Source organism: Noviherbaspirillum denitrificans, assembly GCF_002211445.1.
Lineage (GTDB): Bacteria > Pseudomonadota > Gammaproteobacteria > Burkholderiales > Burkholderiaceae_D > Noviherbaspirillum > Noviherbaspirillum denitrificans.
Genome location: NZ_LSTO01000002.1, coordinates 136,156 through 157,903, shown reverse-complemented (window position 1 = coordinate 157,903; position 21,748 = coordinate 136,156). Strand labels below are relative to the sequence as shown.

The window sequence follows — 21,748 nt, the reverse complement described above, 5'->3', positions numbered from 1 at the left end:
CCACCCCCGCCGTACCCGCAGTCCTGCTCTCCTCCCTGCTCCTCACCTTCACCCTGCCTGCCGATGCATCGCCGAAACAGTCCGGCAAGCAGGCGCGAAAGGCAACAACCCAGGGCGCGAAGCTGCGCAAGGTGGCTGCAAACCCGGACGAGGCGGGCGAGTTTGCCAACTTCACGCAGTGGAACGAAGTCGCCGCTTTCATCGACCTGATGGCGGAAAAGCACGGCTTCGACCGCAAGGAACTGGAAGCGACATTCAAGCGCGTGCGCTACATCGACACCGCCATCCAGCTCGTCAAGCCTGCGCCGCCGGGCAAGCCCAAGAACTGGCATGCCTACCGCGCGCGCTTCATCGAGCCGGTGCGCGTCAACGCCGGAGTTGCCTTCTGGGACGAGTACCGCGATGCGCTTGCACGCGCTGAGGAGCGTTATGGGGTGCCGGCCGAGATCATCGTCGGGATCATCGGCGTGGAAACCGTGTACGGCAGGAACACGGGCAATTTCCGCGTGCTCGATGCGCTGACGACGCTTGCATTCGATTATCCGCCCACGCCCAACCGTGCGTCACGCATGGCCTTCTTCCGCGGAGAAATCGAGAACACGCTGCTCCTGGCGCGTGACGCGGGTATCGATCCGTTCTCGCTGTTCGGCTCCTACGCCGGCGCAGTCGGCTGGCCGCAATTCATGCCGGGCAGCATTCGCAAGTTTGCCGTCGATTTCGATGGCGATGGCAAGGTCGACCTGCGCAATTCACCGGTCGATGCGATCGGCAGCGTCGCCAGTTTCCTCGTGCAGCATGGATGGAAGGCCGGCGAACCGGTCGTGTTCCCCGCAACGCTGGGCGCCGGAGAACCCGGGCGCAGCTGGGAGATGTTCATCGGACAAGGACTGGAAGCGAAGTTCAGGCTGGATGAACTGAAGGCCGCGGGCGTGGTGCCCGCGGTGGATACGCCGGCCGACAGGATGTACGGTCTCGTCGACCTGCAGAATGGCGGCGAGCCGACCGACTACTGGCTCGGCGCCAACAATTTCTTCGCAATCACCCAGTACAACCGCAGCTTTTTCTACGCCATGTCGGTGATCGAACTGGGACGCACAGTGAAGAGTGCACGCGCAGGCGTGCGTTAAAACTCTTCCCAACCTTCCTCTGAGCGCGCATTTGCGACGCGTAATGCGCGTTTCGCTCGAGACGGCAGCGGCGCCGGCGTGGTAGCAACGACTCGCAATGGCGCATGGTGTGCCACAGGCTGCGCGGCGTGCTCCAGGCGGAACACGCGCACCGCAGCCGTCAGATGATCCGCCTGCGCATGCATGTTGGCCGCTGCGGAGGCAGCCTGCTCCACCAGCGCCGCATTCTGCTGCGTCACCTGTTCCATCTGCGCGATTGCCTCGTGCACATGGCCGATGCCGGTGCTTTGTTCATTGCTGGCCGAAGCGATCTCGCCCATTAGCGACGCAACGCCCCGGACCGATTCGACGATGGCTTCCATCGTTTCGCCCGCGGCATTCACCAGCGCGCTGCCCGTGTCGACCTTGTCGACCGAATCATTGATCAGTTCCTTGATTTCCTTCGCTGCCGATGCCGAGCGCTGCGCAAGACTGCGCACCTCGGATGCAACCACCGCGAAGCCGCGTCCCTGTTCGCCGGCGCGTGCAGCTTCGACCGCCGCGTTCAACGCCAGAATATTGGTCTGGAAGGCGATGCCGTCGATCACCGAAATGATGTCGACGATCTTGCGCGAGCTGTCGCGGATCGACCCCATCGTGTCGACCACCTGGCCCACCACATCGCCGCCCTTCTTCGCCAGGTCCGACGCGGACACCGCAAGATCGCTCGCCTGCTGTGCGTTGTCGGCATTCTGGCGCACAGTGGAAGTGAGCTGCTCCATCGACGCGGCCGTCTCTTCCAGCGAGCTGGCTTGCTGCTCGGTGCGGGCGGACAGGTCCTGGTTGCCGCTGGCGATTTCCGACGACGCCGTCGCAATCGTCACGGTGCTCGCGCGAACGTCGGTGACGATACGGGCGAGGCTGATGTTCATGTCGCGCAAGGCAAGCAATAGTTCGCCGGTTTCGTCATTGGCACTGCTGCGAATTTCAGTCGACAGGTCGCCTTCGGCCACGCTGCGCGCCACGCCTACCGCCTGCTTCAGCGGACGGGTGATGCCCTTCGTCAGCCACCACGCAAACACGCATCCTGTGCCAAGGCCGAACAGGGTCAGCGCGGTCATCACCCACGCGCCCTGGCGGTACGTCGCGTAGACCTCTTCGGCAGTGCCATCCATATGGTGCCGCTGCTCATCGAGCAAGTCCTGCACGAGCGCCTGGTAAGCGTTGGCTGCCGGGATGAACTCGCTCTGCAGCAGCCGCTCGACCTCGTCGACCTTGCCGTCCGCCCTGGCCTTGACGATGGCATCACGCGCGGCGGCATAGGCCTTGCGCTTCTCGCCGATCCTCGTGTAGATGTCCTTCTCCCGCTCACCGGTCAGCAAGGGCTCGACTGCTTTCTGCAATTCCGATGCCCCCTTGCTGGTCGCTGCCGCGTCTTCCGCAAAAAACTGTCCCAGCGACGGATCCGCGCTCTTGGCAATCGCCGTCGTACGCCGAACGCCGGCCGCAATGTAGCGGTACCAGTCGCTGACCATGCGTTCCTTGGCGTGCGGATGCGCCATCATCTGGGAAGTGGCGTCGGAGATGGCCTTGAGGCGCCAGATACTCACGGCGGCGATCAGAACGGTGAAGGCGAGGATTACGGCAAAACCGATGCCCAATCGATGCCCGATTTTCAGGTTCGAAAGATTCATGATGTCAACAGATGAAGGAATGACGACTGCGCTGCCCGGCTGGCAGCATCTTTGCAGCCGGCCCATTGGCAGTCCGGAGGGATCAGTACACGCGGGTACATTCCAGCCGCGTGCTGTCGGCTGGAACAGGCGGTGCATGGCGATCGGCAGAGCACCCTTGCTTTACCTGCCTGTTGCAGGTGATTTCAAGACAACCGCGTTCCGGTCAGGAAGGCGTGAGGTTAACGCAGAATCGGCACCCAATGTTGCCATGCATCAATATTTATCCTCTTTTGTTGCCTTGCATCAATATCTTGCCTGATTGCTTTCCCCCATTGTGGGGGAAAGCCGACGTCCGTCGATATTTACTGCGCCTGCAATGCAGCGATACGGGACTCGATTGGCGGGTGGCTGCTGAACAGCGACGCCACACCACCGGCGATGCCGGAAGCCGCCATGCTCTTCGGCAGTTCTCCCGGCGTCAGGCCGCCAAGGCGCTGCAGCGCGGAGATCATCGGACGCGGGGTACCGAGGATCTGGGCGGCGCCGCGATCGGCGCGGTACTCGCGCTGGCGCGAGAAGTACATCACGATCAGGCTGGCGAGAATGCCGAACAGGATGTCACATACCACCACAGTCACGGTATAGCCGATGCCGGGGCCGCTGCTCTCCTCGTCGTTCCGGCGCAGGAACTGGTCGACCGCATAGCCGACCACGCGCGCGAGGAAAGTGACGAAGGTGTTGACCACCCCCTGGATCAGGGTCAGCGTCACCATGTCACCGTTGGCAATGTGCGCCACTTCGTGCGCCAGAACCGCTTCGACCTCGTCACGCGTCATGGACGTGAGCAGGCCGGTCGACACGGCCACCAGCGAGCTGTTCTTGGTCGCGCCGGTAGCAAATGCATTCGGCTCGCCTTCGTAAATGGCGACTTCAGGCATCGCGATACCGGCCTTCTGCGCCTGACCGGCAATGGTATTGACCAGCCAGAGCTCCGTGGAATTGGAAGGCTGCTCAATCACCTGGGCCCCGGTCGACCATTTCGCGATCGGCTTCGACAGGAACAACGAGATGAATGCACCGCCGAAACCCATGATGCCGGAAAAGACCAGCAGTGCGCCGAGGTTGAGCCCGTTTGCGGTCAGGTATTTGTTGACGCCGAGGAGGCTAGCTGTGATACCGAGCACCACCATGATCGCAATGTTGGTGGCCAGGAAAAGTATGACCCGCTTCATGTGTCGTTCCTTCTTTCTATGTTTGTGATGGCCCACGCAGGCACGGACCGGTTGGAGCGTGCAGGATAGCAGCGCGCGACGCACTGAAAAAGCGAAGTTTAATGAAGAATTTCTTCGAAAAAAACTGAGAAATACAGGATGACGGCGACGTTACGCCGCCTGCTTGTCGCCCTTGTCAGGGACAGCGATCTCGTGCACGGCATCCGCCTTTCCGCCGCGCAGCCACCAGAACAGCACGGCCATCATGAACGGGCCGATGAACAGACCGAGCACGCCGAGGGTGGAGACGCCGCCAAGCAGGCCGAAAAGAACCGCGAGGAAGGGAAGATTGACACGATGGCCGATAAGCTTCGGCCGGACGAACTTGTCGACGAGGAAGAGTTCGAACGCGCCCCAGGAAAATAGCCCCAATGCCGCGCCGGCATGCCCCTGCCCCAGCAGGAGCAGCGACACCGAAGTGAACGACAGGGGTGCGCCGCCTGGGATCAGCGCAAGATACCCGGTAATCACACCGAGGATGGCGGGTGCCGGCGCACCAGCGATTGCATAGGCGATGCCAAGCACGATGCCTTCGAGGACTGCCACCGAGCACAGGCCGAGCGCCGTGCCGCGCACTGACAACGGCAGCAGGCGGCGCAGCACGCCGTAGTATTTCGGGATGAGCCGCTGGCCCGCATGATCCACGTATGTCACCACCGCCGGTCCCTCAAGATAAAGCACGAACAGGGTCAGCAGCGAAAGGAACAGGTAAAGCGCGTTGGCAAGGATGGTCGGCCCCAGCTTCCCGACGGTGCTCGTCAGATGCGGCAGCAAACCGCCGGCGACTCCTTGCAGGAACGTATTCAGTCCGCCCGGCACGGCGAGATGCGTCTGCCACCATTCCATCGCCGGTTTGGCCACGACGGGCAGGCGTGCCAGCCATTCAGGCGCAGGCAGGCCGGTATTGTTGAACTGGCCGAGCAGGCGTTCGACCGTCGCCACTTCATGGCTCAGGGTATTGAACAGGAAGATCGTCGGCGCGACAAAACTGACGATGATCGCTGCAAGCAGGGTTGCGGCACTCGCCGCCCTCGACCAGCCACGCTTGAGCAAGCGTTCATGCAAGGGCCAGGTAATTACCGCGAGCAATGCGGCCCATGCGAGCGAGCCAAGAAAATGTTTCAGGAGGACGGCGAGTGCGACCGCGAACGCCAGAGGCAGGAGTACAGAGAGATAAGGCATGCCGCAATATTGGGAGAAACGGCTGGCGCCGTCAATGAAATGACGCGGTCTTATCCGGCGCGCGACTTGAGGACTTCCAGTTCCAGATGGACGCTGTGGTCACCGTCGGCGACCCAGATCTGCCCTTCCTGTATGGTGCACTGGAGCTGCATCGTACGCTTTGCCATGCTTGCCAGTTCTGTGCTTGCCTGTGCCGGCAGGTTGAACACCTGCAGGTTCCGCGCACGCTCGAGTTTGCCCGCGAGCTGCTTCCACCAAACGGCACTGGTCGCGCTGTAGCTGTACACGATGACTTCCGACGCGCGGCCACAAGCCTTGAGGAGGCGCCGATCATCCGGCTGGCCGACATCGATCCACTTTTCCACCGCACCGGTCAGATCCTTTAGCCATAGGTCGGGCTCATCGTCGGTACTCAGCCCCTTGCCGAAGGCGAGTGCCTCGTGTGCATGCAGCGCGAAAGCCAGTACGCGAACCATCATGCGCTCATCGGTTTCGGAAGGATGACGCGCAATCGTCAATGCATGGTCGCCATAGTAATGACGGTCCATGTCGGCGACCTGTAGGTCTGCCTTGAATATCGTTGCCTTGAGTGCCATGTGAAGTTGTTGCTGATTGCACGAGTCCGGCACTGTACCGGAAAGCGCGTGTGCGCGCCATGCGACGATCCCGGTCATAATCGCGGAATGAACACGCCATCATTTGAAGAAGAAGTCGTCGCCGCCACCCGCCGCTGGCTGGAAAAGGCCGTCATCGGTCTGAACCTTTGCCCGTTTGCCAAGAGCGTGCATATGAAGGGACAGATCCACTACATTGTCAGTGCGGCCCAATCTGTTGAGGAACTGCAAAGCGAACTCGTCGACGCGCTGCTGTTCCTGCAGCAAGCCGATCCCGCACAGGTCGATACCGTACTGCTCATTCATCCGCACGTCCTCGACGATTTCCTGGAATTCAACGACTTCCTTGAAGCCGCCGACATGACTACAGCTGCACTCGGCCTGGAAGGCGACATCCAGGTAGCCAGTTTTCATCCGCATTACCAGTTTGCCGGCACCGACTCGGACGATATCAGCAATTACACCAACCGCTCGCCCTACCCGACCCTCCATCTGCTGCGCGAATCAAGCATCGATCGTGCTGTGGAAGCCTTCCCGGAGGCATCCGACATTTTCGAAAAGAATATCGAAACCTTGGAGCGCCTTGGTCGCCCCGGATGGGATGCGCTCTTCGATGAAGAAATTAACAACGTGAAAAAGAACTAAAACTGGCCGACCAGTTCAAACAGCCTCTTGAATTAGCGAAAGATGGCGGACGTACGCTGGTCGTTCACGCATCAGGAGCCCATTGCGGCGGCTCAAAATGAATGAAGTTGGCTTCGTTAGAATGCAATTGAACGATTGCAATCCTGAATTGGCGGGAGTTGACGCTGAGTCGGAGGAAATATGCGACGCGAAAGTTGTTATATTTTCTCGCTTATTGATTCAGCGCATGTTCGCATAATTCTAATATTGCCTTTTTGAAATTTCTTTACTATATTGCATTTACGCAAGTAGTGTCTACACGGCAATTGTGGTAGTGCTATTTCTTGCATCGAGGTCATGCAAGTTGTGTCACAGAGTTGATACACTTTCCAGATATGCAAATTGTTTCTCTGTATAATCTGCTTGCAGCCCGGAATTATTGCGACTTTGACTACTGAATAAGACAATGCCATGGACAATACGGACAACATCAAGCGCGCAGGAAACCGTCTCGCCGACCAGGTGAACTACGATCCGAACAACCTGCTTGACGCACTTATCGAAAAGCTGAACCTGAAGAATGACGCTGCGCTTTCGCGCGCGCTGGAAGTGGCGCCGCCGGTGATCAGCAAGATCCGTCACCGCCGCCTGCCGGTCGGCGCGTCGCTGCTGATCCGCATGCATGAAGTCAGCGACCTGAGCATCAAGGAATTGCGCATCCTCATGGGTGACCGCCGCGACAAGTTCCGTATCAGCGACAAGCAGTTCAAGCCGAAGGATTCGCCGCAGGATTCCGGCGCCGATCTGATGGAATAAGACAGCCCCTCCCCGCTGATCAGGCGGGGAAAACACCTGTCGACAGATACCGATCGCCGCGGTCGCAGACAATGAACACGATGGTCGCGTTCTCGACCGTTTGTGAAAGGCGCAGTGCGACCTCGCAGGCGCCCGCGGCTGAAATCCCGCAGAAAATCCCTTCTTCCATCGCCATGCGGCGAGCCATCTGCTCAGCTGCAGCCTGGCTCACATATTCGAGCTGGTCCACACAGCTCTTGTCATAGATTTTCGGCAGGTACGCTTCCGGCCATTTGCGGATGCCGGGAATCTGCGAACCTTCTTCTGGTTGTGCACCGATGATGCGCACTTCGGGATTCTTTTCACGCAGGAAGCGCGACACGCCGACGATGGTGCCGGTCGTTCCCATCGCGCTTACAAAGTGAGTGATACGCCCTTCGGTATCGCGCCAGATTTCGGGTCCCGTTCCTTCATAGTGCGCGCGTGGATTATCTGGATTGCCGAACTGGTCGAGAATGATGCCCTTGCCTTCCTTTTGCATCTGCTCGGCAAGGTCGCGTGCATATTCCATGCCGCCTGTCTTGGGCGTGAGGACGATCTTTGCACCATAAGCAGCCATGCTCTGGCGGCGCTCCTCGCTCAGGTTTTCAGGCATCAGCAGCACCATCTTGTAACCACGCAGCGCGGCGGCCATTGCCAGCGCGATGCCGGTATTGCCGCTGGTTGCTTCGATCAGCGTATCGCCCGGCTTGATCTCGCCACGCTCCTCAGCGTGCTTGATCATGGACAGCGCCGGCCTGTCCTTGACGGACCCTGCGGGATTATTGCCTTCCAGCTTGCCGAGGATGACGTTATTACGCCGTGCAGCCTCCTCGCCAGGAATACGCTTGAGCTGCACCAATGGGGTGTTGCCGATTGTGTCTTCGATCGTCAGGTAAGGCATGTTCGGGTCAGGCTGCTTGATAAAACCGTCATTCTACTAGGACGCGCCTTCTCACGTATGGTGCCTTCCCAGCCACCACTCAGTAAAAACCCCGCTCATGCGGAGCGGGGTTATGAAGTGCGAACGGTTTTTACTTTTCCTTCTTCACGTCCTTGCGGCTGTCCTTTCCGGATGCCTTGCCGTTCTTGTCGCCACTTGCGGCTGCGCCGCCCTGGCGTGGCTTGCCGTTCACCGTCAAACCTGCATCGGACAGGCGAACAGCATTCTTTTCGCCGACACCTTTCACTCGACCTTGGAAATCGGCCCAGTCCTTGAAGTCACCGCCCTTCTTGCGCTCGTCAAGGATGGTCTTGGACATCTTCGGGCCGATGCCCTTCACGCTATCGAGCGCGGCCTGGTCGGCCTTGTTGACGTCGACCTGTGCGAAGGCAAAACCGGTGGATGCGACCAATACTGCAATTGAAAGCATTAGTTTTTTCAGCATGTTGTTTTCTCCGAGTTGGACAAGTGAACATCGGAAATTCCGATGTTGCATAAATGATAATTAAAAAGTTATCAAACCGCTATTTCTCTTGTCCGTAAAAAACAACTCAGCCAAAAAGTTCTTCGCGAGTGACAGTTGCCGTCCCAAGCTTGCCGACCACAATTCCGCCGGCACGATTCGCGATGGCCACCGCATCGGGTAGCGACTTGCCGGCGCCAAGCATCGTGGCCAGCGTCGCAATGACGGTGTCGCCGGCACCGGAAACGTCGAACACTTCGCGCGCAACGGTCGGGATGTGAAGCACATCCGCTTCGGTATAGAGCGTCATGCCCTCCTCCGAACGCGTCAGGAGCAATGCCTCTAGATCGAGCGAGCGGCGCAGGTTTTGCGCTTTCGTCGTCAACGTCTCCTCGTCCTTCCACGAGCCGACAACATGACGCATTTCCGACTTGTTAGGCGTGAGGATCGAGGCGCCCTTGTAGCGCGTGAAGTCCTCACCCTTGGGGTCGACGAGGATATACTTCCCGAGGCGCTTGCCCGCCTCGATCATGTGCGTGACGTTGACGAGGCTGCCCTTCGCATAGTCGGACAGCACAATCACGTCGTACTGCGGCAGCAGCGCATTGAATTGCGTCAGCTTGTCGCGCAATACGGATTCGCTCGGCGGTGCCTCGAAGTCGATGCGCAGGAGCTGCTGCTGCCGACCGATCACACGCAGCTTGATGATGGTCGAGATCGCTGCATCGCGGTTGAGGAAACTGTCGATGCGCAGGTCGGTGAGCAGGTTCTGCACGACGTCGCCTGCTTCATCGGTACCAACCACACCGAGGAGTCCCGCCTGCGCACCAAGCGCAACAGCATTGCGCGCTACGTTCGCGGCGCCACCCAGCCGCTCCTCGCGCCGTTCGACGCGAACCACGGGAACCGGCGCTTCCGGGGAGATCCGACTCACTTCGCCAAACCAGTAGCGGTCCAGCATCACGTCGCCGACGACGAGAAGGCGCGGGTTTTTCTGGGGAGGGGTCATGTCATTCATAGCGGAATCGGATTCTGCGCGGCCTGAAATGCCACGCTAGTTCATCACGTTGAGTTCTTCGGTGCGCCGCGGCGGATAGGATTCCCACTGGCTGCAGCCGGGGCATTGCCAGTAGAACTGCCGGGCCTTGAAGCCGCAGTGGCTGCACTGGTAGCGCGCGAGTTTCTGCGTATAGCCGTGCACAAGGTTCTTCACCAGCGAGAGTTCCGGGCGTACTTCGGGCGGTGCTTCCATCAAGCGCGCTTCGAGCAGCTTGTCGAGGCCGAGCAGCGTTGGGGTACGGCGCAGCTCGTCACTCACAAGCTGGTTGGCTGCATCCACGCCATCAAGTTCCAGCACCGCCTTGAACACCACTTCCAGCAGATCAATCGACGGGGCTTCGGCTAGGTAGCTTTTGAGCAGGTTGAGGCCTTCCTGCGGCCGGCCGACCGTACGATAGCCATCCATCAGGCGCTGGGCGACGAGGGCGACGTGCGGCACACTCTGCTGCTCGACGCGCCGCCATGCCATGAGCGCAGCTTCGGTATCGCCCCGGGAGAGATGCACATCGCCAATCAGGATGGCAGCGCGCACATTGCTGCGGTTGGCGGCAATGGCTTTTTCCAACAGCGAGAGTGCGGCGTCCGGATGCGTATGCACCAGTTCGTCTTGCGCCAGTTCACAATAGAACTGCGCGATTTCCTTTTGCTTCGCGCCGGCTCCGGAATCCTGCAGTGACCGAGCGGCGTCGATCGCACGCGACCACTCCTTCTCCCGCTGGTAAATCTCGAGCAGTGCGCGGCGTGCCTGCGCGCCATACTGGGTGTCGACCAGTCCGTTGAAGGTTTCTTCCGCGCGGTCGAGCAAGCCGGCCTTCAAGTAATCCTGGCCGAGTTCGTACTGCGACTGCAACTTGTAATCCAGTGGCAGGTCGGGGCGAGCCAGGAGGTTCTGGTGGACGCGGATGGCACGCTCCATCTCGCCGCGGCGCCGGAACAGGTTACCCAATGCAAAATGCAGTTCGATAGTCTCCGGATCGAGCTTGACGATTTCGATGAAGGCATCAATCGCCTTGTCAGGCTGCTCGTTCAACAGGAAATTGAGTCCCTTGAAGTAGCCACGTGGCAGGGTTCGCGACTCCGACACGAGCTGGTTGATATCAACGCGTGCTGCGATCCAGCCGAGGCCGAAGAAAATCGGTATGCCGAGCAGCCACCAGGTTTCGAATTCCATGCGTTCTTGTTCTTGTCAGGTTATTTGTTGACGACCGTATCGGGCTGCGGCGGCTGGACACTGGCCATGCGCCTCGCTTCCATGTCCTTTTCCATCGCGGAGACCGCCTTCTTGTGCCTGACCACCTCGCGGCGATAACGGAACAGGGTCGGGATCATTGCGAGAATGCCGAGCGCGGCGCCGCCAATGAAAAAGGAGAGCAGCAACAGGACCAACGGTCCGCGGATTTCGTAATCGAAGAAGAAGCGCAGCGCGGCTTCCTGCGTGTTCTTCAGCGCAAAGCCGAAGAAGACAATGAAGAGGATGGCCGCAACGATTCTGAACAGGATTTTCATGGCGCGGCGTCCTTGTTGTTGGTGTGAAAGATCATGCTGTGGGCCGTGGCTCTACTGACAGGGTGAAATTGTACGTTAAGATTCCATCCCGGCCATCCCGGATCGTTCCAGGCAAAAAAAACGGCATCCGAAGATGCCGTTTCCGATTCCTGCAAATAACGTTCAGTCTTCCTTGATCGGCTGACCAACCATTGCGTCCACGCGTTCGCGCAACTCCTTGCCGGGCTTGAAGTGCGGCACCCGTTTTTCGGGCACCATCACCTTGTCACCCGACTTCGGGTTGCGCCCGATGCGGGGCGGACGGCTGTTCAGCGCAAAGCTGCCGAAGCCGCGAATCTCGATACGCTGGCCGTTGGACAGTGCCTCGGCCATTGCATCGAGAATGGTTTTCACCGCGTAATCCGCATCCTTTGCAACCAGCTGCGGATAACGCTCGGCCAAGCGGGCGATCAGCTCGGACTTAGTCATTTACGGTTTCGACCTTATTGCTTGTTGTCGAGCTTGGCCTTCAGCAGTGCGCCCAGGCTGGTGGTGCCGGAGGCAGCGCTGGAATCAGCGGACATCTTCTGCATGGCTTCTTGCGTCTCTGCATTGTCCTTCGCCTTGATGGACAGCTGGATGCTGCGAGCCTTGCGGTCGATGTTGATGATCATGGCTTCGACCTTGTCGCCAGCCTTGACGTGGGTACCGGCATCTTCCACGCGGTCACGGGAGATTTCGGATGCACGCAGGTAGCCTTCGACTTCGTCGGACAGCTGGATCACAGCGCCCTTCGGCTCGACGGACTTGACGGTACCGGTCACGACTGCGCCCTTGTCGTTCATTGCAACGAAGTTGTTGAACGGGTCGCCTTCGAGTTGCTTGACGCCCAGGGAAACGCGCTCGCGCTCGACGTCGATCGCCAGCACGACAGCTTCCAGCTCGTCGCCCTTCTTGAACTTGCGGACGGCTTCTTCGCCGGCTTCGGTCCAGGACAGGTCGGACAGGTGAACCAGGCCGTCGATGTTGCCAGCCAGGCCGATGAACACGCCGAAGTCGGTGATCGACTTGATCGCGCCGCGAACCTTGTCGCCCTTCTTGTGGTTCATCGCGAAGTCATCCCACGGATTCGGCTTGCACTGCTTCATGCCGAGGGAGATACGGCGACGCTCTTCGTCGATTTCCAGGACCATGACTTCGACTTCGTCGCCCAGCTGGACAACCTTGTTCGGAGCCACGTTCTTGTTGGTCCAGTCCATTTCGGAGACGTGCACCAGGCCTTCGATGCCCTGCTCGACTTCGACGAACGCGCCGTAGTCGGTCAGGTTGGTGACCTTGCCGAACAGGCGGGTGCCTTGCGGATAACGACGGGACAGACCGGTCCACGGATCGTCGCCCAGTTGCTTGACGCCCAGGGAGACGCGGTTCTTCTCTTGATCGTACTTGAGGACCTTCGCGGTGATCTCTTGGCCGACGGACAGCACTTCCGACGGGTGACGCACACGGCGCCATGCCAGGTCGGTGATGTGCAGCAGGCCGTCGATGCCGCCGAGGTCAACGAACGCGCCGTAGTCGGTGATGTTCTTGACGATACCGGTGACGACGGTGCCTTCCTTCAGGGTTTCCATCAGCTTGGCGCGCTCTTCGCCCATCGATGCTTCGATGACGGCGCGGCGGGACAGCACAACGTTGTTGCGCTTGCGGTCCAGCTTGATGACCTTGAATTCCAGGGTCTTGCCTTCGTACGGCGTGGTGTCCTTGACCGGACGGGTGTCGACCAGCGAACCCGGGAGGAATGCACGGATGCCGTTGGTCAGGACAGTCAGGCCGCCCTTGACCTTGCCGTTGACGGTGCCGGTCACGATTTCGCCGGACTCCATCGCCTTCTCGAGCGCGAGCCAGGAAGCCAGACGCTTCGCCTTGTCGCGCGAGAGGATGGTGTCGCCGAAACCGTTTTCGAGCGATTCGATCGCAACGGTGACGAAGTCGCCAACCTGGACTTCGACTTCACCGCTGTCGTTCTTGAATTCTTCGATAGGAATGAATGCTTCGGACTTCAGGCCCGCGTTCACGACGACGAAGTTGTAGTCGACACGGACGACCTCAGCGGAGATCACTTCACCGGAGCGCATGTCCTGACGAGCGATCGACTCCTCGAACAGGGCTGCAAAGCTTTCCATACCGGTAGATTGTTGTTGCGCAGTAGACATAAAAGAGAAAAAGTTTGGCCAGCGATGATCGCGTAAATCCGGTCATTCACTGGGTTAAGTTAAACAACACCCGACAAGGCCTTGCGCCAGGCCGGGCACCGATCCAGAAGCAGCGTGGATGTCAAGACTGCTTCTTTACTGCCGCATACCACTTGAGCACTTGCTCGACAGCCTCGTCGGCAGTCATGTGAGAAGTATCCAGGATGTGTGCTCCTTCGGCGGGTTTCAAGGGGGCGATGGCGCGATTTGAATCGCGCGCGTCCCTCTCCCTCAAATCCTTGAGAAGGTCTTCCATAGTAGCAGGAAAACCCTTGTCAATCAATTGCTTATATCGCCTTTCCGCGCGCGCCTCGACGCTTGCCGTCAGGAATACCTTGAGTACCGCATGGGGGAAAATTACGGTACCCATGTCACGCCCGTCGGCAACGAGGCCGGGCGCGATGCGAAAGCCGAGCTGAAGGCCGGCCAATGCATGCCTGACCGTTGGTAAAGCAGCAATTTTCGATGCCGTATTGCCAACTTCCTCGGCCCGGATCGCGGACGTGACGTTTTCGTTGCCGAGCCAGATCTGGTCGCCGGCAAAGCGACAGGGCAATCTCTCGGCCACCTTGGCCAGGCCGTGCTCGTCGTTCAGCGGCACCTCATGCCGCAACGCGCTCAGCGCCGTCAACCGGTACAGTGCACCGGAGTCGAGATAATGGAAATGAAGCTGATGTGCGACGCGGTGGGCAACAGTGCCTTTGCCCGAGGCGGTCGGCCCATCGATCGTGATGACTGGAATGGAATGGGTCTGCATTGGGTCTGGATCAGGGGAACGCGCCGCAACAAATGCGGCGCGGCCATTCAGAACAGATTGTTCCGGGCGATCTGTGCGAACGCCTCGAAATAGTCGGGGAAGGTCTTGGCGACGCATTTCGGATCGTTGATCCGGATCGCGTTGCCGCGGCGGGCAGCGCCATCGAGCGAGGCCAGTGAGAAACACATGGCCATGCGATGGTCGTCGTAGGTGTCGATGGCGGCGGAACGGATTTCCGCAGGTGGCTCAACACGCAAGTAGTCTGCCCCCTCTTCCACTATAGCGCCGACCTTGCGCAGTTCGGTTGCCATAGCGGCAATGCGGTCGGTTTCCTTCACGCGCCAGCTGCCGATGTTGCGCAGGGTGCTCGGCCCATCTGCATAGAGCGCGGCGACAGCGATGGTCATGGCTGCGTCCGGGATGTGGTTGAAGTCGGCGTCGATGGCCTTGAGCACGCCATTCGACTTCGCTTCAATCCAGTTGTCACCCATGGTGATCGTGGCGCCCATCTGTTCCAGCGACTCGACAAAGCGCACATCGCCCTGGATGCTGTTGCGTCCGACACCTTCCACCCGCACCGGGCCGCCTGCAATCGCGCCTGCCGCGAGGAAATAAGACGCGGATGAAGCGTCTCCTTCGACATGGATCGTTCCGGGGCTGGTGTACTTCTGACCTGCTGCGACCGTAAATGATTGCCAGCCCTGACGTTCAACCTTGACGCCGAAACGCTGCATCAAGTTGAGCGTGATTTCGATGTATGGCTTGGAAATCAGTTCGCCGACAACATCGATGGTAACCGGGTGTTCGCCTGCCATGAGTGGCGCAGCCATCAGCAGCGCGGTGAGGAACTGGCTCGATACATTGCCCTTGACCTGCATGCGATGTGCATGGATATGCCCGCGACGGATATGCAGCGGCGGATAGCCCGGCTGGCCGGTGTAGTCGATTTGCGTGCCGACTGCATTCAATGCATCGACGAGATCGCCGATCGGCCGCTCATGCATGCGTGACACACCGTGCAGCGTATAGTCGCCACCCATGACCGCGAGCGCCGCCGTCAGCGGGCGGATTGCAGTGCCGGCATTACCCATGAACAAATCTGCCTGGTGTACAGGCAGCACGCCGCTCACGCCGTGGACAATGTAATCCTGCGTCTCGCCGACTTGCTCCCAGGCCACGCCCAGCTTTTGCAGGGCCATAAGCATCACGTGGGTGTCATCCGACGCAAGCAGGTCGCAGATCTTCGTCGTGCCTTGCGACAAGGCCGCCAGCAGCAGGATACGGTTGGAAATGCTCTTCGACCCCGGCAGCCGCACTGTGCCTTGCGCATGCATCGCGGGCTGGAGGTCGAGATGGTGGGGATAATGCTTCATCAGTCGCCGCCTTGTTTGTTCTGTTGTTCGGCAGACTCGATCGTCTTGATCCAGTTCTGCCTTGCGCGTTGCGCATTCGCATAGACCGCCTCGATCGCCTTGCCGTTTCGTTCGGCGAGCAATTCGCGCAGCTGGACAAGCTGTGCCATGTAGGCATCAAGCTCGCCAAGCAGCGCCGCCTGGTTGGCCAGGGAAATATCCCGCCACATTTCAGGCGACGAGCCGGCGATGCGGGTGAAATCGCGGAATCCGCTCGCCGCATACTGGAACAGCACGTCGGCATGCGGCTTCCTGGCCACGTCATCAACCAGTGCATAGGCGAGCAGGTGCGGCAAATGGCTGACCGATGCAAATACGCGGTCATGCTCTTCCGGCGTCAGCTTGTGGATGATTGCGCCGCACTGCTCCCAGGCAGCAGCAACACGCGCCACATCGCTGGCGCTGTTTTCCGGCAAGCGAGTAATGACCGTTTTCTTGCCGACGTACAAATCCACGATCGCCGCGTCGGGGCCGTTCTGCTCGCGGCCGGCTATCGGATGGCCCGGCACGAACTGCGCAATCTTTCCACCGAGCGCCTTGCGAGCCGCTTCGACGACATCCGTCTTGGTGCTTCCGGCATCCGTGACGATGGTATCGGGCTGCAGGAATGGTTCGATGGATGCAAGGATGGCCTCGGTCTGCGCGACCGGCGCCGCAACCAGGATCAGGTCGGCGTCACGCACCGCCTCTTCCACGGAACTGCTCGCGACGTCGACAATTCCCAGTTCCTTCGCCCGAGCAAGCGACGTTGCGCTGCGTCCGACGCCAAACACCTGACCGACCACCCCGGCCCGCTTCAGCGCGAGCGCGAAGGATCCGCCGATCAATCCGACGCCGAAAATCGAAACCTTCTTGAACACGATTGCGCCCACGGCTTGTCCGCTCAGGCCAGTACTTGCTTCAGCGCGCCGATGAAGGCTTCGTTCTCTTCGGGCAAACCGATCGAGACACGAATCCACTGCGGCAGGCCGTAATTGCCGACCGGGCGCACGATGATGCCGCGCTTGAGCAGTGCGACGTTGACGCGCGCGCCAGCGCCATCATCGTTGCCGACCTTGAACAGCACGAAATTGCCATACGAAGGCACATACTCGATACCCATGGCATCGAAAGCCGTCGTCAGCTGGCGATAACCATCCGCATTCAGCTTGGCGCTCTTCTGCAAGAACGCAGTGTCGTTGAGCGCCGCAACCGCCGCGGCCTGCGCCATCGAGTTGACGTTGAACGGCTGGCGGATGCGATTAAGCAGATCCGTGATCGCCGGTTGCGCGATACCGAAGCCGACGCGCAGGCCGGCCAGGCCGTAAGCCTTGGACATGGTGCGCGACACGAGCAGGTTGGGATACTGCCTCACCCAGGCGACCGAGTCGTATTGCTGTTCCGGCGCGAGGTATTCGTTATAAGCCTCGTCCAGTACGACGACGACGTCCTGCGGCACCTTCTTCAGGAATGCTTCGATGTCCGCCGCAGGGAGGAAGGTGCCGGTCGGGTTGTTGGGATTGGCGATGAAGACCAGCTTGGTGTCTTTATCGATTGCCTTCGCCATCGCATCGAGGTCATGGCCGTAGTCGCGAGCGGCAACGACGATTGCCCGGCCGCCGACGGCCTGGGTGGCCAGCGCATACACGGCAAACGAATACTGCGCGTAGACGACCGATTGGCCCGGCTGCACGAAAGCATGGGCGGCAAGTTCGAGGATGTCGTTGCTGCCATTGCCCAGTGTGATCCATTCCTGCGGCACGTCGTATTTCGCAGTGATCGCCTGCTTCAGGTCGAAGCCGTTCGCGTCTGGATAGCGGCCGATGTCGGCCACTGCCTTGAGCATCGCCTGCTTTGCCGATTCCGGCATGCCGAGAGGATTCTCGTTCGATGCGAGCTTGATGATCTTTGCTTCGTCGAGGCCGAACTCGCGGGCGACTTCGGCAATGGGCTTTCCGCCTTGGTAGGGGGCAATGGCGCGAACGTAATCGGGTCCGAATTGGAGTGACATGACGGTTTCCTGAACAGGTGCCGCGCCGGACACAACGCAAATGTGCGCCCAGCGGCGGCGGGACAAATTACAAACTAAACGGATACGAACCGAGCACCTTGAAGAACGGCGCGTTCTGCTTCAGCTCGGCCATGGCCTTGGCGACCTTGTCGTCCTGGACGTGGCCTTCGACGTCGACGTAGAAGTAGTACTCCCAGGTGCCCATACGTGCGGGGCGCGACTCGAAACGAGTCATCGACACGCCGAATGTGGCGAGCGGCGCAAGCATGTTGTACACGGCGCCGGCCTTGTTGGGCACGGCCAGCACGAGCGAGGTCTGGTCCTTGCCGCTGGGTGTCGGCTGCAGGCGGCCGACTACGGCGAAGCGTGTGCGGTTGTGCGGATCATCCTGTACGTGCGCCTTCACCACGCCGAGGTTGTAGCGCTGTCCGGCGATTTCACCGGCGATGGCGGCGGCGGTCGGGTCTTCGCTCGCAATGCGTGCGGCTTCGCCGTTGGATGCCACGGCCTGGCGCTCGATGTTCGGGTAATTCATGTTCAGCCACACCTGGCACTGAGCCAGCGCCTGCGAATGCGCGCAGATGCGGGTAATGCCGTCCATCGTGCCGCTCTTCGTCATCAGGCTGTGATGCACGGGAATCGACAGTTCACCGCTGATGGACAATGTGGTCTGGAGCAGCAGGTCGAGTGTGCGGTTGATCGCCCCCTCGGAGGAATTCTCGACCGGCACCACGCCGAAGTCGGCGGTGCCGGCTTCGGCCGCACGGAACACTTCATCAATGGAGCTGCAGGGCACGCCTTCGACCGCGTGGCCGAACTGCTGATACACCGCCTGTTCGCTGAAGGTGCCTGCCGGACCGAGGTAAGCGACGGTCACGCGGCGTTCCAGCGCGCGGCAGGAAGACATGATCTCGCGGAAGATCGTCTGCACGTCGTGGCTGTCGAGCGGACCGGGATTGTTGTTCGCGACTTTACGCAGGACCTGCGCCTCGCGTTCGGGGCGGAACACCGGGGCATTGGTTTCGGCCTTCACGTGGCCGACTTCCTGCGCTACGCGCGCCCGGCGGTTGAGCAAATCAAGGATTTGCGCGTCGATCGCATCGATCTGCTCGCGGAGGGGTTTAAGTTTGTCGTCCGTACTCATGGATAGTCATTTCTCTCCTTCCCCATTGCCGGGGAAAGAAACCTGCCAGCGAATGCACGGGGGCACCGGGCCCGTTATCCGTGCTTCTTCTCGAAGTCCTTCAGGTAATCAACCAGCGCCTGCACGCCTTCGATCGGCATCGCGTTGTAGATCGATGCGCGCATGCCGCCAACGGACTTGTGGCCCTTGAGCTGCAGCAGGTTGCGTTCCTTCGCGCCGGCGAGGAACGCCTCGTTCAGCGACTCGTCCTTCAGGTAGAAGGGAACGTTCATGCGTGAACGGCAATCCTTTGCAATGCGGTTGCTGTAGAAACCGGTCGAATCCAGATAGTCGTACAACAGCGCCGCTTTCGCAATATTGCGTTGCTCCATCGCCGGCACACCACCTTGGCGCTTGAGCCACTGAAACACCAGGCCAGCGATATAGATTCCATACGTCGGCGGAGTGTTGTACATCGACTGGTTCTCGGCAACGAGTTTCCAGTCGAATGCCGACGGGCAAATGGACAGCGCGTGCCCGATCAGGTCGTCGCGCACAATCGCAATCGTCAAGCCGGCCGGGCCGATATTCTTCTGCGCGCCTCCGAAGATCACGCCGTACTTCGACACATCGACCACGCGCGAGAGGATATGCGAAGACATGTCTGCTACCAGAGGCACATCGCCGACCTCCGGCGTGTACTGGAACTCGACGCCGTCGATCGTTTCGTTGGTGCAGATGTGGACGTAGGCCGCATCCTTCGACAGCTTCCACGTCTCGCGAGGCGGAATGAATGCAAACTTTTCTGTCTCGGAAGAAGCGGCGACGTTGACGTTGCAGTACTTCTTCGCTTCCTTGATCGACTTGCCCGACCAGGAACCGGTGTGGACGAAATCCGCCGTAGCCGGCTGCGATTTCCTGCCCACCAGGTTCATCGGCACAATCGCGTTTTCGCCGATGCCTCCGCCCTGCAGGAACAGGATGCGGTAATTCGCCGGCACAGCCAGTAGTTCGCGCAGGTCGCGCTCCGCTGCTTCGTAGATCGAAATGAATTCCTTGCCGCGATGGCTCATTTCCATCACGGACATTCCGCTGCCGTGCCAGTCAAGCATCTCTTCGGCGGCCTGCTGCAGGACTTCCTGCGGCAGGACAGCCGGACCGGCGGAAAAGTTATAGACGCGCGTCATTACTCCTCCGTCGCGTTGTCGGCACTGCCATTCTCCGCGCCGTTTTCTTCCTCGGCATCCGTCTCGACGATGCGCTGCAGGCCGGAGAGCTTGGTGCCGTCCTCGACCGCAATCAGCGTCACGCCCTGCGTGGCGCGGCCCATTTCGCGGATTTCCGAGACACGGGTACGGATCAGCACGCCACCTGTCGTAATGAGCATGATCTCGTCACCCGGATCAACCAGCGTTGCCGCGACGACCTTGCCGTTACGTTCGCTGGTCTGGATTGCGATCATGCCCTTGGTGCCGCGGCCATGGCGGGTGTATTCGGTGATCGGCGTACGCTTGCCGAAGCCGTTCTCGGTCGCGGTCAGCACCGACTGCTGCTCGTTCTCCGCGACCAGCAACGCGATAACCTGCTGCCCTTCCTCGAGGTTCATGCCGCGCACACCACGTGCGAGACGGCCCATCGGACGCACGTCGTTTTCATCGAAGCGCACTGCCTTGCCGGCGTCCGAGAACAGCATCACATCATGCTTGCCGTCAGTCAGCGCAGCGCCGATCAGGAAGTCGCCCTCATCCAGGTCAACGGCAATGATGCCGGCCTTGCGCGGATTGCTGAATTCCGTCAGCGGCGTCTTCTTCACGGTGCCCAGGCTGGTCGCCATGAACACGTAATGGTCTTCAGGGAAGCTGCGGTTCTCGCCGGACAGCGGCAGCACGACAGTGATCTTCTCGCCATCCTGCAACGGGAACATGTTGACGATCGGCTTGCCACGCGAGTTGCGCGACCCCTGCGGCACTTCCCACACCTTCAGCCAGTACAGGCGGCCTCGGTTGGAGAAACACAGGATGTAGTCATGCGTATTGGCGATGAAGAGCTGGTCGATCCAGTCGTCTTCCTTGGTCGCCATCGCCTGCTTGCCGCGGCCGCCGCGCTTCTGAGCGCGGTATTCGGACACGGGCTGCGACTTCATGTAGCCGGAATGCGAGAGCGTCACCACCATGTCCTGCGGCGCGATCAGGTCTTCCGTTTCGAGGTCGGTGGCGTTCAGTTCGATCGTCGAGCGACGGGTATCCTTCGCGCCGTCGCCGTATTCATTCTTGGCAGAAGTCAGTTCGTCGGAAATGATCGCGGTAACGCGCTCCGGCTTGGCGAGGATGTCGAGCAGGTCGGCGATCTGTGCCATCACTTCCTTGTACTCGTTGACGATCTTGTCCTGCTCGAGACCGGTCAGGCGCTGCAGGCGCATCTGCAGGATTTCCTGCGCCTGGTCATCAGACAGTTTGTACAAGCCGTCCTGCTGAATGCCGTAATGCTTCGGCAGGTTTTCCGGACGGAAGGCTTCGATACCGCCCGAGTTTTCTCCGGCGGCACGTGCGAGCATTTCACGCACAAGCGAGGAATCCCACGCGCGCGCCATCAATTCGGATTTGGCGATCGGCGGCGTCGGCGCGGCCTTGATAATCGCGATGAAGTCATCGATGTTGGCCAGTGCGACGGCAAGGCCTTCCAGCACATGGCCGCGTTCGCGCGCCTTGCGCAGTTCGAATACGGTACGGCGCGTCACCACTTCACGGCGGTGCGACAGGAAGCACTCCAGCATCTGCTTGAGGTTCAGCAGCTTCGGCTGGCCGTCAACCAGCGCGACCATGTTCATGCCGAACGTATCCTGCAACTGGGTCTGCTTGTAGAGGTTGTTGAGCACGACTTCCGGCACTTCGCCGCGCTTGAGCTCGATCACCACACGCATGCCCGATTTGTCGGACTCGTCGCGGATATCGGAAATGCCT

General features: G+C 60.1%; 21 protein-coding genes. 3 read left to right on the top strand and 18 right to left on the bottom strand.

Annotated elements, in window-relative coordinates:
• Positions 1-1,127, top strand: a 1,127-nt coding sequence (gene mltB / locus AYR66_RS24290; RefSeq protein ID WP_420093139.1) for a lytic murein transglycosylase B, incomplete at its 5' end; no start/stop codon positions are given.
• Here mltB and AYR66_RS24285 read toward each other — a convergent pair.
• From AYR66_RS24285 to AYR66_RS24270, 4 genes are all read right to left on the bottom strand, one after another.
• On the bottom strand, positions 1,124-2,800 hold the full coding sequence (locus AYR66_RS24285; RefSeq protein WP_088710251.1) for a methyl-accepting chemotaxis protein: 1,677 nt from the start codon (positions 2,798-2,800) through the stop codon (positions 1,124-1,126). The genes mltB and AYR66_RS24285 overlap by 4 nt on opposite strands.
• Before the next feature lie 344 nt (positions 2,801-3,144).
• Positions 3,145-4,014 (bottom strand): protease HtpX, encoded by an 870-nt coding sequence (gene htpX / locus AYR66_RS24280; protein WP_088710141.1) that lies wholly within the window; start codon positions 4,012-4,014, stop codon positions 3,145-3,147.
• 150 nt (positions 4,015-4,164) lie between these two features.
• Positions 4,165-5,235, bottom strand: a complete 1,071-nt coding sequence (locus tag AYR66_RS24275; RefSeq protein ID WP_234815073.1) for an AI-2E family transporter — start codon at positions 5,233-5,235, stop codon at positions 4,165-4,167.
• Between the two features lie 50 nt (positions 5,236-5,285).
• Positions 5,286-5,831: a YaeQ family protein gene (locus AYR66_RS24270; protein ID WP_088710140.1), complete on the bottom strand. Its 546-nt coding sequence runs from the start codon at positions 5,829-5,831 to the stop codon at positions 5,286-5,288.
• A gap of 87 nt (positions 5,832-5,918) precedes the next feature.
• Between AYR66_RS24270 and AYR66_RS24265 the strand changes: the two genes are divergently transcribed.
• Together AYR66_RS24265 and AYR66_RS24260 are read left to right on the top strand one after the other, a co-directional pair.
• Positions 5,919-6,494 carry a DUF1415 domain-containing protein gene (locus AYR66_RS24265; RefSeq protein WP_088710139.1) on the top strand — a complete coding sequence of 192 codons (576 nt, stop codon included), beginning with the start codon at positions 5,919-5,921 and terminating at the stop codon, positions 6,492-6,494.
• 450 nt (positions 6,495-6,944) lie between these two features.
• A complete protein-coding gene (locus AYR66_RS24260) occupies positions 6,945-7,289 on the top strand; it encodes a hypothetical protein (RefSeq protein WP_088710138.1) in 345 nt (114 codons plus the stop codon).
• A 19-nt stretch (positions 7,290-7,308) separates the two neighbouring features.
• Here the strand turns inward: AYR66_RS24260 and cysM are convergent, their stop codons facing one another.
• The 14 genes from cysM to AYR66_RS24190 form a co-directional block, all read right to left on the bottom strand.
• Positions 7,309-8,211 (bottom strand): cysteine synthase CysM, encoded by a 903-nt coding sequence (gene cysM, locus AYR66_RS24255; protein ID WP_088710137.1) that lies wholly within the window; start codon positions 8,209-8,211, stop codon positions 7,309-7,311.
• Between the two features lie 130 nt (positions 8,212-8,341).
• Entirely contained in the window at positions 8,342-8,695 is a 354-nt protein-coding gene (locus tag AYR66_RS24250) for a ComEA family DNA-binding protein (RefSeq protein ID WP_088710136.1), read from the bottom strand.
• 106 nt (positions 8,696-8,801) lie between these two features.
• On the bottom strand, positions 8,802-9,731 hold the full coding sequence (rfaE1, locus tag AYR66_RS24245) for a D-glycero-beta-D-manno-heptose-7-phosphate kinase (RefSeq protein ID WP_088710135.1): 930 nt from the start codon (positions 9,729-9,731) through the stop codon (positions 8,802-8,804).
• Between the two features lie 36 nt (positions 9,732-9,767).
• Positions 9,768-10,943: a lipopolysaccharide assembly protein LapB gene (lapB, locus tag AYR66_RS24240; protein ID WP_088710134.1), complete on the bottom strand. Its 1,176-nt coding sequence runs from the start codon at positions 10,941-10,943 to the stop codon at positions 9,768-9,770.
• 20 nt (positions 10,944-10,963) lie between these two features.
• Positions 10,964-11,278, bottom strand: a complete 315-nt coding sequence (locus AYR66_RS24235) for a LapA family protein (RefSeq protein WP_088710133.1) — start codon at positions 11,276-11,278, stop codon at positions 10,964-10,966.
• 162 nt (positions 11,279-11,440) lie between these two features.
• Entirely contained in the window at positions 11,441-11,746 is a 306-nt protein-coding gene (locus tag AYR66_RS24230; protein ID WP_088710132.1) for an integration host factor subunit beta, read from the bottom strand.
• Positions 11,747-11,760: 14 nt separating this feature from the next.
• A complete protein-coding gene (rpsA, locus tag AYR66_RS24225) occupies positions 11,761-13,467 on the bottom strand; it encodes a 30S ribosomal protein S1 (protein ID WP_088710131.1) in 1,707 nt (568 codons plus the stop codon).
• A gap of 121 nt (positions 13,468-13,588) precedes the next feature.
• Positions 13,589-14,263: a (d)CMP kinase gene (gene cmk, locus AYR66_RS24220; RefSeq protein WP_088710130.1), complete on the bottom strand. Its 675-nt coding sequence runs from the start codon at positions 14,261-14,263 to the stop codon at positions 13,589-13,591.
• 47 nt (positions 14,264-14,310) lie between these two features.
• Positions 14,311-15,636: a 3-phosphoshikimate 1-carboxyvinyltransferase gene (gene aroA, locus AYR66_RS24215; protein WP_088710129.1), complete on the bottom strand. Its 1,326-nt coding sequence runs from the start codon at positions 15,634-15,636 to the stop codon at positions 14,311-14,313.
• The gene (locus AYR66_RS24210) at positions 15,636-16,547 is read right to left on the bottom strand and encodes a prephenate dehydrogenase (protein ID WP_234815071.1); all 912 of its coding nucleotides are present in this window, start codon (positions 16,545-16,547) and stop codon (positions 15,636-15,638) included. The genes aroA and AYR66_RS24210 overlap by 1 nt, the downstream gene beginning before the upstream one ends.
• 11 nt (positions 16,548-16,558) lie before the next feature.
• Positions 16,559-17,665, bottom strand: coding sequence for a histidinol-phosphate transaminase (gene hisC / locus AYR66_RS24205; RefSeq protein WP_088710128.1), 1,107 nt, complete (start codon positions 17,663-17,665; stop codon positions 16,559-16,561).
• A gap of 67 nt (positions 17,666-17,732) precedes the next feature.
• Positions 17,733-18,809, bottom strand: a complete 1,077-nt coding sequence (pheA, locus tag AYR66_RS24200; RefSeq protein WP_088710127.1) for a prephenate dehydratase — start codon at positions 18,807-18,809, stop codon at positions 17,733-17,735.
• Positions 18,810-18,883: 74 nt separating this feature from the next.
• Positions 18,884-19,975 carry a 3-phosphoserine/phosphohydroxythreonine transaminase gene (serC, locus tag AYR66_RS24195; protein WP_088710126.1) on the bottom strand — a complete coding sequence of 364 codons (1,092 nt, stop codon included), beginning with the start codon at positions 19,973-19,975 and terminating at the stop codon, positions 18,884-18,886.
• Positions 19,975-21,748: DNA gyrase C-terminal beta-propeller domain-containing protein (locus AYR66_RS24190; RefSeq protein WP_088710248.1), on the bottom strand; the 1,774-nt coding region annotated here is incomplete at its 5' end. The genes serC and AYR66_RS24190, both read right to left, overlap by 1 nt.

Coding starts and splice junctions, on each gene's coding strand:
- AYR66_RS24285 (WP_088710251.1), bottom strand. CDS start 2,800: ATGAATCTTTCGAACCTGAAAATCGGGCATCGATTGGGCATCGGTTTT.
- htpX (WP_088710141.1), bottom strand. CDS start 4,014: ATGAAGCGGGTCATACTTTTCCTGGCCACCAACATTGCGATCATGGTG.
- AYR66_RS24275 (WP_234815073.1), bottom strand. CDS start 5,235: ATGCCTTATCTCTCTGTACTCCTGCCTCTGGCGTTCGCGGTCGCACTC.
- AYR66_RS24270 (WP_088710140.1), bottom strand. CDS start 5,831: ATGGCACTCAAGGCAACGATATTCAAGGCAGACCTACAGGTCGCCGAC.
- AYR66_RS24265 (WP_088710139.1), top strand. CDS start 5,919: ATGAACACGCCATCATTTGAAGAAGAAGTCGTCGCCGCCACCCGCCGC.
- AYR66_RS24260 (WP_088710138.1), top strand. CDS start 6,945: ATGGACAATACGGACAACATCAAGCGCGCAGGAAACCGTCTCGCCGAC.
- cysM (WP_088710137.1), bottom strand. CDS start 8,211: ATGCCTTACCTGACGATCGAAGACACAATCGGCAACACCCCATTGGTG.
- AYR66_RS24250 (WP_088710136.1), bottom strand. CDS start 8,695: ATGCTGAAAAAACTAATGCTTTCAATTGCAGTATTGGTCGCATCCACC.
- rfaE1 (WP_088710135.1), bottom strand. CDS start 9,731: ATGAATGACATGACCCCTCCCCAGAAAAACCCGCGCCTTCTCGTCGTC.
- lapB (WP_088710134.1), bottom strand. CDS start 10,943: ATGGAATTCGAAACCTGGTGGCTGCTCGGCATACCGATTTTCTTCGGC.
- AYR66_RS24235 (WP_088710133.1), bottom strand. CDS start 11,278: ATGAAAATCCTGTTCAGAATCGTTGCGGCCATCCTCTTCATTGTCTTC.
- AYR66_RS24230 (WP_088710132.1), bottom strand. CDS start 11,746: ATGACTAAGTCCGAGCTGATCGCCCGCTTGGCCGAGCGTTATCCGCAG.
- rpsA (WP_088710131.1), bottom strand. CDS start 13,467: ATGTCTACTGCGCAACAACAATCTACCGGTATGGAAAGCTTTGCAGCC.
- cmk (WP_088710130.1), bottom strand. CDS start 14,263: ATGCAGACCCATTCCATTCCAGTCATCACGATCGATGGGCCGACCGCC.
- aroA (WP_088710129.1), bottom strand. CDS start 15,636: ATGAAGCATTATCCCCACCATCTCGACCTCCAGCCCGCGATGCATGCG.
- hisC (WP_088710128.1), bottom strand. CDS start 17,665: ATGTCACTCCAATTCGGACCCGATTACGTTCGCGCCATTGCCCCCTAC.
- pheA (WP_088710127.1), bottom strand. CDS start 18,809: ATGAGTACGGACGACAAACTTAAACCCCTCCGCGAGCAGATCGATGCG.
- serC (WP_088710126.1), bottom strand. CDS start 19,975: ATGACGCGCGTCTATAACTTTTCCGCCGGTCCGGCTGTCCTGCCGCAG.